This is a genomic window from Sphingobium fluviale, assembly GCF_004122115.1.
In the GTDB taxonomy this organism is placed as follows: Bacteria; Pseudomonadota; Alphaproteobacteria; order Sphingomonadales; family Sphingomonadaceae; genus Sphingobium; species Sphingobium fluviale.
The window spans coordinates 1-13,077 of record NZ_SBKP01000005.1 but is presented as its reverse complement, the minus strand read 5'-3'; the positions used below and the strand labels follow the sequence as shown (position 1 = coordinate 13,077).

Here is a 13,077-nt window from a genome sequence, read left to right as displayed (position 1 = left end):
CGGTATCGCGAGATGCCGGGGTCATTGCATGGCGGGGGGCGGACTTGCGGCTCATTTGAGCGTGGCTCCGTTGCCCACCGGCGCGGCATCGATCATCACGCAGGCAAGCAGCGCGCCTTCCGCGCCATCGTTGCGCCAGCCGTGCATCACGCCGCGATCAACGATCATGTCGCCCACGCGGCACACCGTCTCTCCGCTTTCGGTGATAAGGACGATCTCGCCCTTTACCACCACCAGATAGTCGATCGTGTCCGTGGCGTGCATGCCGGGGCCGAACATCTCACCGGGCGGGGTAGACGGAATCTCCAGCATCAGGAACTTGCTGCCCCCGCGCGGCATGGCGAAGGAGAAGCCGCCGCCCTGATCCGCGCTGCCGCTATTGTCGACCGGAGTTTCCGCGGTTGCCCACGCCACCATCTCCGCCGCGCCATCGATCAGGATGGCGGAGCGCCCGGCGGCATCAAGCCCGGTGACGATGCGGCGGTGGGTCATTGGCTAGGCCTGTCCGGGTATCACTGGCCGACGATCACTGACACGCCAGACATTCGTCATAGTCGGTGCTCTCGCCGATTTCGAATTTGGGCGCTTCCGCCGTATTGTCCGCCTCGACGCCGCCGGCGAAGCCCGCGCGCTGGACCGATTTGGAGCGGAGATAATAGAGCGACTTGATGCCCAGCTCCCACGCGCGGAAGTGGAGCATCAGCAGATCCCATTTCTCGACATCGGCCGGGATGAACAGGTTCAGCGACTGCGCCTGATCGATATAGGGCGTGCGGTCCGCCGCGAGTTCGAGCAGCCAGCGCTGGTCGATCTCGAAGCTGGTCTTGAACGCGTCCTTTTCCTCCTGGCTCAGGAAATCGAGATGCTGGACCGAGCCGCCGCGCTCCAGAATCGAGTTCCAGACGTTGGTGCTGTCCTTCGCCTTCTCGACCAGCAGCTTTTCGAGATAGGGGTTCTTGATCGAGAAGCTGCCCGACAGCGTCTTGTGCGTATAGATATTCGCCGGGATCGGCTCGATGCAGGCGGATGTGCCGCCGCAGATGATGCTGATAGACGCGGTCGGCGCGATCGCCATCTTGCAGCTAAACCGCTCCATCACGCCCATGTCGGCAGCATCGGGGCACGGGCCGCGCTCCTGCGCCAGCATCATCGAGGCTTCGTTGACCTTGGCTGAAATGTGCTTGAATATCTTGAGGTTCCAGCTTTTCGCCATCGCGCTTTCAAACGGGATGAGCCGCGCCTGCAGGAAGCTGTGAAAGCCCATGACGCCAAGGCCGACCGAGCGCTCGCGCTCCGCGCTATATTTGGCGCGGGCCATCTCATCCGGTGCGCGGTCGATATAGTCCTGCAACACATTGTCGAGGAAGCGCATCACGTCTTCCACGAACTGCTTGTCGTCCTTCCACTCATCCCATGTTTCGAGGTTGAGCGAGGAGAGGCAACACACCGCCGTGCGGTCATTGCCCAGATGATCGCGACCCGTGGGCAGGGTAATTTCCGAGCAGAGGTTGGAGGTGGAGACCTTGAGGCCAAGGTCACGGTGATGCTTTGGCATCATCCGGTTCACCTGATCGGAGAAGACGATATAGGGTTCGCCGGTGGCGAGACGCGTCTCGACCAGCTTCTGGAACAGCGCGCGCGCATCGACCGTGGCGCGCACAGAGCCATCCTTGGGCGAAGTGAGCGCAAACTCCGCGCCATCGCGCACCGCCTCCATGAAGGCATCGGTGATGAGCACGCCATGGTGGAGATTGAGCGCCTTGCGGTTGAAATCGCCCGACGGCTTGCGGATTTCGAGGAACTCCTCGATCTCCGGGTGGGAGATGTCGATATAGCAGGCGGCCGAGCCACGGCGCAGCGAGCCTTGGGAAATCGCGAGCGTGAGGCTGTCCATCACCCGCACGAACGGGATGATACCGCTCGTCTTGCCATTCAAGCCCACCGGCTCGCCGATGCCGCGCACATTGCCCCAATAGGTGCCGATGCCGCCGCCGCGCGAGGCGAGCCACACATTCTCGTTCCAGGTGTTGACGATGCCCTCCAGGCTGTCGTCCACGCTGTTGAGATAGCACGAGATCGGCAGGCCGCGCCCGGTGCCGCCGTTGGAGAGGACGGGCGTTGCGGGCATGAACCACAGGCGGCTGATATAGTCATAGATGCGCTGGGCGTGATCTGCGTCGTCGGCATAGGCGGAGGCGACGCGGGCGAACAGATCCTGATAGCTCTCTCCGGGGAGGAGATAGCGGTCCTTCAGCGTCTCCTTGCCGAAATCGGTGAGCAGCGCATCGCGCGAAGGATCGGTCACGACATCGAACCGACGCACCGCGACGCTCTTCGAGTCGGGCACCGCCTCCTTGGCCGGGGCATTGGTGGCCTCGGTCGCCTTGGGTTCTGCCTTGGCCGCTTCGGGCCGCTCCATTTCCATCACTGCCATATCGCCTGCGCTCACTTGCTCGCCATCTCTGAAATCCATCTATTGCCGCCCCTCAAGTGTTCACTGTCTGTTCGATTCGGTCAAGGGTGCCGGGTTAAAGAATTCACCCTACACTCTTTTGACATTCTGGGCATGGGTTTTCACGCAGCTAATGGCTCGAAAAACGGCGCAAAAAGAGCCATTCGCCGAAATCTCCGGCGTTTTCAAACCACAATCTGTTGCGTGACCCCCAGTGTCCCTACACTAGGGATAGTGCCACAGCGGCTGAACGATGCAAGAGGGTAAATGACAATTCAGGGACTCGGTTCGTCGCTGCCGGGATTCGGTTCATCGACAAAAGGCATATGTGCAATGCAGCGACGCGCGGGAAAAGCTGGCTTGCGCAAAAGGCAAGAGAACGGAGCGCGAATGAAAATAAATTTGGGCGATTATACCCGTTAGACGAGCAGGGTGATTTTTGCTGTCCAGCCACACTGCCGCATCGGGCGCCACGGTGTGAGGGTGCCCTGCCGATGCCTACCATCCTGTACATTCGATCGATGGGTTGGCGAGCGGCATCGCGCAGACAAATGATGGCGGAGAGGGTGGGACTATACGCCATTCTTCCATTATGTTTTATTTTCAGATATTTAAATGGATCGATACAAAGCTGTTTTCATGATTTTTGTATCATACAACCGTATCTCTGGCAACCTGTTATGTCAGCTTCGACTTTCATAATATCAGTGGCAGCGCACAATGGTGCGGCACACTAAGGCTAGCAATCTCACAATGCTGTCGCTTATGATCCGCTACCACATATATATCGGCGCAGGAGGGTGACGAATGGACGCCAAGACGGTTGAATGGATCATCTTCGGCCCTGCAATCCTTGCGCTCCTGTTAGTCAGTTGGTGGGCGATGGAGGAAAGCCATAGGCGGTTGAATGATCCAAATGACGACCGAACAGTATATCTCGATCAGTTGCGACATATGTTGAAACTAGCACCCTTTGGCATCTACAGGGTCACTCTCTTCCGTCAGAGCGGCAACATTCATGCTGAGCATATTGTCACGGGCACCGCACAAGACGCCCTAAACGAAGCTGTCACGACATTTCGGCGGGCAAAAATTGATGCCGTGCATGTTGGCGTTAATAGCGAAACGGAACTTCAAATTGGCCGCCTTTACCATGACCATCGCGGACGCAATGAAGGAAGAAAAATTGGAAAAGCCGTCCTCAAATTATTAGAGCGCTTGGAGCCAGCTAACATTCAGGAACCAGTCGCCGAGGCTGTATTGGTATCATCAGTTCAAACTGAGAAACCGAAGGTCACTTTTGAAAATATCAGCATCGCTTGTGATTGTGGGGCGCAGCTTGATGTCCCCTTCGACGCACTCGATCAAACCCGTCTTTGCGTTGTATGCGGGAATGATGCGACACTCACATCTACCCAAGTCACGGAAATCAATGAGGCAGCGCTGAAGCTGAAAAAACAGGCTCTAAAGCGACACCAAGCCGGTGAGACCAACATTCAATTGGAGCACAGTGGCAAATTTTCAGATACAAAGCCTCTGCTAACAGCGGAAAACATCAGGTATGAAGCGGCTCATGAAGCGGTGATGCGCCTTAATTACCTGACGCCGGATGCCATCCCTACCATAATATCACTCATGGAAGGCGGGATGACAGACCACCCCCGCGCTATTACTACTGCCTACCGCAAAAATGGTGTGCAGCTATCCAAAGAGGAGAAGAAAGCTTTGGGCGTTCGCGCAAACGGCTTCCTCTCTCGTAAGGCCCTTGACGAGTTAACAGAGGTAGGTCGTGAGTGCCCTCTCGTTGCGCATGAAAAGACGCTTCTGCGCGCAATGTTCTCGGAAAACCGCTTCAAACAGGCTACATTGTGCAAACTCTCAACCAACCTGAGCGATCATCTTGACGGGTTCAAATACAGCACATTGAACCCTGATTGCCCATTCTGCCGAGATGTGGACGGGACTGTGGTTAGAACCGAAGAGGTGGCCATACTGCCTCACCGAGATTGTATATGCGAAACAGCAAACTACTTAATCAGTGCACATTTCGACTGGCTGAAGGGGGTGTAAAAAGTGTGTTCGATACGACCCAATAAAAATTTAACACCTATAATCAATACCTTAATAAAATTCTCATGAGCGATAGGTCAACAATACGGACCTGTGAAACTGTTGCAGAGAAAACTGACATCGGCCTCTTTACCAGTGGTTGATCACTATTGAGCTTTTGCGGCTCTGTCCGCAGCCTCCATCACATTACGCGCAGCTGCTTCCACCCTAGCCACTTCCTCGGCCCGCGCTTCATTCATTGCTGCGTTCATTGCCTTTTCAGCTGCCTCCAAGTCGTTCGTGGTGCCGGGGTTGTATGCGTTACCTACCACTCCGTCATATTCCTTCACATCCTCGGAACTTTGGCGGATATTCCGCCGCACCTCCGCAATGGCATCGGTTAATTTTGGCGAGGCACAATAATCTCTCTCGAATGGTGACAAGGGTTCGGATGATCCCTGCATGCCCGTGGTCGCCAACTCCTCTGATAGGCATCGGAATGCCGCCGATCGCTCACTCATCATATCGATCGGTGAGCGGCTCCTGTCCTGCCGTGCGATCGGCCCAGCCAGAAGCACAAGAAACTCAGCCCACCCCTTTCGGTTTTCATCGGCGTCACTCTCGCCACTGCCCGCGTCTGGAGCAATGACAATTGATCTGCGGAGGTTGTCGGCCTCACTAAAGTGTCCGATTTCACGCAGCGCATTGGCAGCACGAGCACGCAGCGCGATGGAATTGAAAGAGGTTGCACTGATTGGAAGCGCTTGAACGAGCGACGCAAATTCCTCGTTATAAGCATTCACACGGGCATCTTTCGGGTTCTCATTCTTTGCCTGCCACGTCGCGCTCAGCAATAGCCACGGCGCATCCTCGTCTCCGAGCGCTTTCGCCAGTTGGAAGGCGAGATAATGTTTTGGACTGCCCTTATCCCGCAACTTGCGATATTCGCGACTTTCAATGACCACTTTCAGTTTCTTCAACTCATCGGCATTGAAATCACGATACATGACTAGGCCGTTGCGCGGACATTGCGGAAGGTCTGTAGGGAAATAGCCAGAACCGATGGGCATGCCATCCGGCAAGGCACCCCATGTCGATATGCTCATTAATCCCATGAACTCGAACTTCTCGCCGCCGATGGGGCATGTCCTCTGCTCGGGAAAATACATGCTCGATGGCGCGGGTGCAGCTAGTAACCCAATCGCACCAGCTATTGGAACCATCGCCACCCAGCCAAGCCTACGTGCCTTTGAGGCCAACCGCCGCTTTCTGTCTGCACTTATGAGCTTCATCCCCGCCCCTCTCCTTATCACGTTACAATATCATCCCCGCCAAACATCTGCTGAAAGACAGCACGGTATCTCCGTGCCATGCGATATATACGTCCTCTTTGCCGGTGCCGGGAGCGTTCCAATATTCCTGCTCGGCGCAGTGCTTCGCATAGCTCATTTGTGACAATACCTGCCTCGTCATTAGCTATGAGTGCGCGGTTGGCGGCCAACAAGGTCAGCAACTCGTGTCTCACTGCAACAGGTGCAATTTCGTTGAAGCTGGCAATGAAGTCGATGATCTGCTGCGCCCCGAATTGAGGTGTCAATCTTTCCGCATAATCGCGCCAAAAACGTTGAACACGGGCGGCTGCACCTATTCGAATGTCCATCAATCGCTGAAGCATAGGGCTTGCTACGTTGCAATGGAATGCCTCAAGCTCGCCTTGAATGCCATCTATATAGCGAACTTCGAAGCGTAGCCGGTCCATGCACTTCGCATAGATCACCAGATGAATTTTTTTGGTCAGTTCGATCTTAAGCCAACTGGCATTGGCAGCAGCACCAATAAGGTAATGTATCTCGGCTTCTGGATCACTTGACCGGACGGCGATTGACATATCCCGCAGTATGAGGGGCGCTTGCTCTGCACGAAGCTCCCAGTAGCACTCGACCTGTCTAACGCTTCTGATCTCGAACCCGATGATCTCTGCATCACTACCGGGCGGTGCCAACACATTCACGCAACATTGCTGCACATGGCTCAAATAACCGATGAGGCTTCTTTGCCAATCCGCTGAACGCTGGGAAAACAGCTCGCCTCCGAGATGCAGAGTGCCAACCAGAATGTTGTCCTCAGTATCCAGAGTGGCGTGTTGGAGGTGAATACGTCGATCTGCCGCACGGTGCATGACTTCTAATGTCGGTAGTTGCATCAGCTCTGCCGCGTAAGGGGCATCCTGATACGCTAGAAACCGCGTGGGATTGATTTCAAGATCAAGCGCGCCGTCTAACATTGTTGCGTTAGTTTGCCTCCACAATTTCCCGTGCAGATTGAAGAGCCATTGCTCGCTAATAGTGCTGATCTTGATTTGGCGGCTATCGCGCTGCCGTGCCCTGATTATGTCTGGGCCTGTGCCGTCCTGACTATTTATAAGCTGGCAATACCCATTTGAACTCATGTTCGATGGGATCGCTATCCGCACTGCGACACGCAGCTTAACCCTGTCGTGACGTCCTTCCCCCGCAGGGAATAGAAACTCAGCAGATCGACTTATATCATAGGGTTTTAAGCCAGTGTGTGATCGATATCTTATGTTTGGCTGTGCTGAAGGTGGGTGTGATGCCATCAGTATGCTGTCTGCATGCTTATGTATCGTAAGCGAATTCTGACGGCCGCCTTGCGGGCCGGCCATTTGCCGGGATGATTGCCCCTCTTTGAGCGGGGGTGGCCGGTGTCGGACGAGATTGAGGATTCAGCGAGCGGTGCAGCGACTACTCATACGAGCGGTCGTATGAGTAGTCGGATAGAGGTCATTAGCCGGGTGTCGGGCCGGCGGCGCTGGACGGTGGAGCAGAAGCTGGCCGTGCTGCGGGATGCATTCGGCCCGGAGGGCTGTGTGCGCGCGGCCTGTGAACGCCATGATGTCGGCAGCGGCTCGATCTACACATGGCGGCGACAGGCGATGTCCGGCGAACTGACCGGGGTGCGCACGCCGATCGAGCCTGTTTTTGCGGAGGTGCAGATCAGCGAGCAGCTAGCCTTGCCCGCCCCAACGGTCGCGGCGCGCAGCGGCGGCGTGATCGGGATCGAGTTGCCGTCGGGTATCAGGGTAAGCGTGGATACCACGGTCGATGCTGATGCCCTGTCGCGGGTGATCGGCATCCTGACGCGATGATCCCGCTGCCGCCATCGACGCGGATATTCCTGGCCTGCGGCGCGACAGACATGCGCAAGGGTTTTGACGGCCTTGCCGTGATGACGCAGCAGGTTCTGGAGCAAAGCCCGCATTCCGGCGCGCTGTTCGCCTTTCGCGGAAAGCGAGGCGATCTGGTGAAGCTGCTTTGGTATGACGGCCAGGGCATGTGCCTGTTTTCCAAGCGGATGGACCGGGGCCGGTTCGTGTGGCCATCGACCAAGGCCGGGTCGGTGGTGATGACCGCGGCCCAGCTTTCCATGCTATTGGAAGGCATCGACTGGCGGCGGCCGGAGCGCACTTTTACCCCATCACTCGCGGGATAAAACGCCCATTTTCCGGCGCTTTTTCTGGCATTGCGGCCGCTGTTCCGCTATAGGATCGCGGTGTCGGACGCAGGCCTTTCCACAGCTGACAAAGACGCTCGGATCGCCGAGCTCGAAGCTGCTTTGGCGGCCGCCCACGCCGATATTTCTGCTCGTGACATCCTGATCGACACGCTGCGCGTGCAGATCGCGCGCCTCAAGCGGATGCAGTTTGGCAAGTCGTCCGAGAAGCTCGACGCCCAGATCGCTCAGCTTGAGCTGGCGCTTGAGGAACTGGAAGGCGAAGCCATCGTCACCGCCGCGCGCCGAGGCGAGCCGGTAGCCATCGATCGGCCATCGCCCGTTCGTGCGCTGCCTGCCCATCTGCCGCGGGAGGAACAGCGGATTGAGCCCGAGCAGGGCAACTGCACCTGTCCGGGCTGCGGTGGCGCGCTGCGGCCTCTGGGGCAGGATAGCGACGAGATGCTGGATGCCGTGCCGGTGCAATGGCGTGTCGTTCGGACCATCCGGCCCAAGTATAGCTGCCGGTCCTGCGAGAAGATCGTGCAGGCACCCGCGCCGGTAAAAGCCATTGCCCGGGGCAAGGCGACCTTCGGCACGCTGGCCCACGTTGTCGTCTCCAAGTTCGACCATCATCTACCGCTGTACCGCCAGGCTGAGATCATGGCTGCGCAGGGCATCGAGATCGACCGCTCGACGCTCGCAGGATGGGTCGGGCAAGCATCCGTGCTGCTCGACCCGATCATCAGTCGCATCCGCGAGGTCGGCCTGACCGCCGCGAAGATCCATACCGACGATACGCCGGTTCCCATGCTTGATCCGGGACGCGGCAAGACGGCGACTGGCAGGCTCTGGGCCTACGCCGTCGATGATCGCGGTTCCGGAGCCACCACTCCCTCGCTGGTCTGGTATGAGTTCACCACCGATCGGACCGGCGCCCATCCCCAGCGGCAGCTGGCCAGCTTCAGCGGCTATCTGCAGGCCGATGGCTATGCGGGATACGACAAGCTCTACGACACCAACCGCGTCACCGAGGTCGCCTGCTGGGCGCATTTCCGGCGCAAGATATTCGACATCCACGCCACCAAGCCGACGCCGCTTACCACTGATCTGCTGGAACGCGTCGGCCAGCTCTATGAGATCGAGGCAGAGGTTCGAGGCCAGCAACCCGAGATCCGACGAAGAAGCCGGCAGGACCGCACCCAGCCATTGATCGACAAGCTGCGCCAGGCACTCGACGATGCCCTGCGCCGTCTCTCGCCCAAGTCCGAGATGGCCAAGGCGATCGCCTATGGCCGCAAGCGCTGGGTCGCGCTCACGCGCTTCCTCGACGATGGCCGCCTGGAAATCGACAACAACATCGCGGAGCGCGCCATGCGGTGCGTGGCCTTGGGCCGTAAAAACTGGCTGTTCGCCGGGTCAAAGGCCGGCGGCGATCGCGCCGCCGCCATCTATTCCGTCATCGAAACCGCAAAGCTCAATGGCCTCGAACCACAGGCCTATATCGCTGACGTCATCGCCAAGATCGCTGGCGACTGGCCTGTTGCCCGCTGGGATGAACTTCTGCCCTGGAACTGGCGGCCAGATCAGCAATCGATCGCCGCAGCCGCCTGATCTGCGGCCTCCAGCCCACGCTTACTATGTATCCTACGCTATATGATGCTCTATAGAAGGATGGATGCGTGGCACCCTCGAAACGGAAGCGATTAAGTGCAACGTAATCACGTGCTTCAGTCATTTATGACAAACCCGATTACGAGAAATACAAGCATTTCCGCAAGGCTTTCCTTTCTTGCACTGCTTTCCAAACCCAGAATGCCCGCTTGTTGATCGATCATCGTTACTACGGGTCGGCAGCGCTAACGGAGCCGTCGTTGAAAGCGTTTCGCGGATCGAAGGTTTTTCAGAAGAAACATGCTGTGCTGCTATCCACAGTATTGCACCGTCTTGCATGATCTTGAGCCATTCCCCTGACCGATCAATTACCTGCACAGATGCGCCTGAGGGCAAGCTGGTTACTATCTTTGCAGAAGCTGACGGTTCGTCACGCGCATTGAGCTGAGATGCTGTGACATAGACGGTGTCGCCATTACCGAATTTCATTGCAGCGCCAGAGGCAAAAGGTAGCGCAGCATCATGCTTATCAGGCGTGGAAGAGCACTGACCGATTGTCACGATAGCTACCAGTAGGAGAATGACGCAGCCACAACCGGTCTTGGCGGATTGTGGCTTACCAGAGCTACCTGACGATGTGATTTCACCCTCGCTTCGTTTTGGAGCAAGCGCAGAATATGAAAGTCCCGTCCCCGGCAAACCTGTCGTGTAACGCGTTCCGCGCTTGCTGATATTAACGGTTGCGCCGGGACGACCAAGCGATGTGCTTACGCCAGATTTGCTGAGATTGATCCTGAAGCCGGGAAGGATTTTTACCGATTTCCTAAATCGAAAACCCATACGCTTTGATCCCCCGTCGAATGCGGGATTAAATTGCAAAACTATAAAAGTCGAGAAGGCGTCAAACTCAATCGAATGTTTATTGCTCAGGTTTGATAACTATAATTGTGGTCCGAACGCCCGCCAATCCATTCCGCCATGCGCTATTATTTTCCAACTGAAATGCCATGGCCCGCCGACATGGCCATAGCTATCAGCCACATCTAACGGGGCAAGATAAGCGCCCTCTGCCCACGGCCACAACCGCCCTGCCCAGTAAAGCAGAGGATGCGGCGATATTCGATCTGACCGGAAGAATGCACCGGATGGTATCTGATCGAACGGAATGGCGCGCTGATCGCGCCCACTTCTCCAGCGCATCCGGCGCGCATGGAGATTGGCGTCCATTTCCTCGGAATAGACACGGATGTGGCCTGAGATGCCCTGCATCCGTTTCCATGCGGCGAGGAAGCGCCCATAATCGTCCTGACGACACTGCCCACAGGGGCGATGACCTGCGGCCAGCGCAACGGCATCGTCGGTAAAGAACAGAGGTGTATAGCTGTTGGGGTTGTCCATAGCGACCGGCCCGCCATGCACCTCATCCAATACGCAACTGATCCAACGCTCCCGCTCGAAATGCCGCACTATCTCGCCGCACTGATCCACCAGGCGACCGCGATTGCCCATCAGCCGCCCGCGAGCAGGTATGGCGATGATATCCCCGTCTGGCGTAACTCGATTGCGGCGACAGCTCATGCGAGATCGTTCTGCTCGGCATAGGCCATCACACGCTTTACTTGCATTGGCGTCCATGTGCCCCCGCGAGCCGTCCGAATGCCCAATCGCTCAAGCCCTGATGCAATACCGGACAATGTGCCGGTTCCAGACCTGCGGAGCTGCTCGATAACGGGTGCAACTGTTGCAGAGAATTGACGAGCTGCTCTGATGTTCGCCGCCGCCCCCAGCCGCTGCGCCTCTGCAAGATTGGTCCTGTTGCCCAATGGGACGCCAGCAGCGATCTTGCGCGCCAAGGCATCTTTGGTTCGCTGCGATATCAGCGCCCTCTCCTTCTCGGCCAGCGCCGCAAACAGATGCAGCAGGAACGGGTCTGTGTCTGCGCCCAGCTCGGCAACCATGAACGGCACCCTTTGCGCCATCAGCCCGGAGATGAAATGCACATCACGCGAAAGGCGATCCAGCTTGGAAACGATTATCGGGCATTGTCGCTGCTTGGCCTTTGCCAACGCTTCCCGAAGAACGGGACGCCGATCTAGGGCATCCCAGCCTTTTCCCGTTTCCACCTCCTCGAAGCACTCGATTATCGTTATGCACTCACGTTCAGCAAACTGACTGATCGCTTCACGCTGCGCTTCTAGCCCAAGCCCGGAGCGCCCTTGCTTTGAAGTCGAAACACGGACGTAGCCAATCGCCTCTGAATACTCTTCGAATTTACCAAAATACTTTGCCTGACGCATGAAATATCGAACTCTATACCAACACTTAGTGATGATAACGTGGCAATGTGTAATGTAAAGAATTGAAATTATGTTATATTTTTTATTGCTTAATGCGCTTATGGTCGGGGTTCAGGTCTATGGTATATGCCCGTAACGGTGGGGCTGAGGCGAATGAGTATACTCGGATATATTCGGCTGCACATGGCACCAAGATGCTGGAGTTAAAGTGCGTAGTTGCTGGTCAGGGGTGTTATGCCTTTTAGGTAAAGTCAGGAAACATCGCCACGTATACGTCAACACCAGTCGCGGCAGTTGCCTGAAACAGCCATGTCTCGCTCCATTCGGTTCCGAATACGTCATCCCAAATGGCCTTGATGCTTACAGTGATACGTGCCTCCGGCTCGAGCAGAAGGTCAGACAAATTGCCTTGCGAAATTGGCTTCTCGTCGACGATGGCCAACTCAACTGTCTCCTCCTGCTGGGCGGGAATGTCACGGCCACCGCCCGGCTCTCTGGGCTGATTTTCCCAGTCCCAGCCATCTGGCATCACCTTCACTCGAACTTGGAACACCCAGCGGAAATTGCGTGCCGGTGATTGCCCTGAATTGAGGAAGTTCATACGAACATGCGGGATGGCGAGATTGTCTATGCAGAATTGCACCTCCTTTGGCGAGAGGTAGCAACGGACCTGAGCTTCTCCTGTCTGGCGAGCGATAGCATTCGCTTCTCGAGTGGCTTCGGTTCCGGCGACAGCCTCTTCCACGGCTTTGCGGGTAAGTCGGACTTGTCCCCAGATAAAAAAGGTGCCGAGGGACGTGATCACTAAAGTGAGCACCGCCGCCGCCGCCATCCAGACGGATGCGTTAGCCGTCAACTCTTGAGCCGACAGCTCGCGGAGCTGATATTTATCTGGGTGGAGTGTGAGAGGTATAGATGCAGCCGGAGTATACGCAGCTGTAACATGCTCAGTCACTGGCGCGGCAGCCTGATCCTTAGTCGGCGCGCTTGTTATTTCTGTCGCGCTCACCCGAATGTCGCCTTGCAGGGGGACTGTCAGGATTTCCGTGTGTGGGCGGGCGGTTGAACATTACGCCGCCATGGCTCTGATGAAGCGCTCGCCGAAGATCACGGCGAACTGAGCCTTGGCCATGGACCACTCACGCGGTGGCATTT

12 protein-coding genes are annotated in these 13,077 nt (G+C 56.8%); 4 read left to right on the top strand and 8 right to left on the bottom strand.

Annotated features, from left to right (window positions below):
• Window positions 1-51: 51 nt before the first annotated feature.
• Both EQG66_RS06615 and EQG66_RS06610 read right to left on the bottom strand, forming a co-directional pair.
• Window positions 52-492 (bottom strand): cupin domain-containing protein, encoded by a 441-nt coding sequence (locus EQG66_RS06615; protein ID WP_129403807.1) that lies wholly within the window; start codon window positions 490-492, stop codon window positions 52-54.
• Window positions 493-526: 34 nt separating this feature from the next.
• Window positions 527-2,473: a ribonucleoside-diphosphate reductase subunit alpha gene (locus tag EQG66_RS06610; protein ID WP_181951788.1), complete on the bottom strand. Its 1,947-nt coding sequence runs from the start codon at window positions 2,471-2,473 to the stop codon at window positions 527-529.
• Between the two features lie 786 nt (window positions 2,474-3,259).
• On the opposite strand from EQG66_RS06610, the gene EQG66_RS06605 reads away from it, so the two are divergent.
• Window positions 3,260-4,522 carry a hypothetical protein gene (locus EQG66_RS06605; RefSeq protein WP_129403806.1) on the top strand — a complete coding sequence of 421 codons (1,263 nt, stop codon included), beginning with the start codon at window positions 3,260-3,262 and terminating at the stop codon, window positions 4,520-4,522.
• A 146-nt stretch (window positions 4,523-4,668) separates the two neighbouring features.
• Here EQG66_RS06605 and EQG66_RS06600 read toward each other — a convergent pair whose 3' ends face one another.
• Together EQG66_RS06600 and EQG66_RS06595 are read right to left on the bottom strand one after the other, a co-directional pair.
• On the bottom strand, window positions 4,669-5,793 hold the full coding sequence (locus EQG66_RS06600) for a hypothetical protein (protein ID WP_129403805.1): 1,125 nt from the start codon (window positions 5,791-5,793) through the stop codon (window positions 4,669-4,671).
• 17 nt (window positions 5,794-5,810) lie between these two features.
• Entirely contained in the window at window positions 5,811-6,950 is a 1,140-nt protein-coding gene (locus EQG66_RS06595) for a hypothetical protein (RefSeq protein WP_129403804.1), read from the bottom strand.
• Between the two features lie 333 nt (window positions 6,951-7,283).
• Between EQG66_RS06595 and tnpA the strand changes: the two genes are divergently transcribed.
• Genes tnpA through tnpC form a run of 3 tightly spaced genes read left to right on the top strand, consistent with a single transcriptional unit; the run spans window position 7,284 to window position 9,625 of the window.
• On the top strand, window positions 7,284-7,667 hold the full coding sequence (gene tnpA, locus EQG66_RS06590; RefSeq protein ID WP_065846414.1) for an IS66-like element accessory protein TnpA: 384 nt from the start codon (window positions 7,284-7,286) through the stop codon (window positions 7,665-7,667).
• A complete protein-coding gene (gene tnpB, locus EQG66_RS06585; RefSeq protein ID WP_009823147.1) occupies window positions 7,664-8,011 on the top strand; it encodes an IS66 family insertion sequence element accessory protein TnpB in 348 nt (115 codons plus the stop codon). The genes tnpA and tnpB overlap by 4 nt, the downstream gene beginning before the upstream one ends.
• Window positions 8,012-8,035: 24 nt before the next feature.
• A complete protein-coding gene (tnpC, locus tag EQG66_RS06580) occupies window positions 8,036-9,625 on the top strand; it encodes an IS66 family transposase (protein ID WP_425470230.1) in 1,590 nt (529 codons plus the stop codon).
• 120 nt (window positions 9,626-9,745) lie between these two features.
• Here tnpC and EQG66_RS06575 read toward each other — a convergent pair whose 3' ends face one another.
• From EQG66_RS06575 to EQG66_RS06560, 4 genes are all read right to left on the bottom strand, one after another.
• Window positions 9,746-10,465 (bottom strand): DUF4236 domain-containing protein, encoded by a 720-nt coding sequence (locus EQG66_RS06575; protein ID WP_129403803.1) that lies wholly within the window; start codon window positions 10,463-10,465, stop codon window positions 9,746-9,748.
• Window positions 10,466-10,564: 99 nt separating this feature from the next.
• Complete coding sequence (locus tag EQG66_RS06570) at window positions 10,565-11,203, bottom strand: hypothetical protein (protein WP_129403802.1); 639 nt, start codon at window positions 11,201-11,203, stop codon at window positions 10,565-10,567.
• On the bottom strand, window positions 11,200-11,922 hold the full coding sequence (locus EQG66_RS06565; RefSeq protein WP_129403801.1) for a recombinase family protein: 723 nt from the start codon (window positions 11,920-11,922) through the stop codon (window positions 11,200-11,202). Before EQG66_RS06565 ends, EQG66_RS06570 begins: the two co-directional genes overlap by 4 nt.
• A gap of 241 nt (window positions 11,923-12,163) precedes the next feature.
• Window positions 12,164-12,931 (bottom strand): hypothetical protein, encoded by a 768-nt coding sequence (locus EQG66_RS06560; protein WP_129403800.1) that lies wholly within the window; start codon window positions 12,929-12,931, stop codon window positions 12,164-12,166.
• Between the last annotated feature and the right edge of the window lie 146 nt (window positions 12,932-13,077).

Excerpts from the sequence above, each read along its gene's own strand:
- EQG66_RS06615 (WP_129403807.1), bottom strand. The coding sequence starts at position 492 with ATGACCCACCGCCGCATCGTCACCGGGCTTGATGCCGCCGGGCGCTCC.
- EQG66_RS06610 (WP_181951788.1), bottom strand. The coding sequence starts at position 2,473 with ATGGATTTCAGAGATGGCGAGCAAGTGAGCGCAGGCGATATGGCAGTG.
- EQG66_RS06605 (WP_129403806.1), top strand. The coding sequence starts at position 3,260 with ATGGACGCCAAGACGGTTGAATGGATCATCTTCGGCCCTGCAATCCTT.
- EQG66_RS06600 (WP_129403805.1), bottom strand. The coding sequence starts at position 5,793 with ATGAAGCTCATAAGTGCAGACAGAAAGCGGCGGTTGGCCTCAAAGGCA.
- EQG66_RS06595 (WP_129403804.1), bottom strand. The coding sequence starts at position 6,950 with ATGAGTTCAAATGGGTATTGCCAGCTTATAAATAGTCAGGACGGCACA.
- tnpA (WP_065846414.1), top strand. The coding sequence starts at position 7,284 with ATGAGTAGTCGGATAGAGGTCATTAGCCGGGTGTCGGGCCGGCGGCGC.
- tnpB (WP_009823147.1), top strand. The coding sequence starts at position 7,664 with ATGATCCCGCTGCCGCCATCGACGCGGATATTCCTGGCCTGCGGCGCG.
- EQG66_RS06575 (WP_129403803.1), bottom strand. The coding sequence starts at position 10,465 with ATGGGTTTTCGATTTAGGAAATCGGTAAAAATCCTTCCCGGCTTCAGG.
- EQG66_RS06570 (WP_129403802.1), bottom strand. The coding sequence starts at position 11,203 with ATGAGCTGTCGCCGCAATCGAGTTACGCCAGACGGGGATATCATCGCC.
- EQG66_RS06565 (WP_129403801.1), bottom strand. The coding sequence starts at position 11,922 with ATGCGTCAGGCAAAGTATTTTGGTAAATTCGAAGAGTATTCAGAGGCG.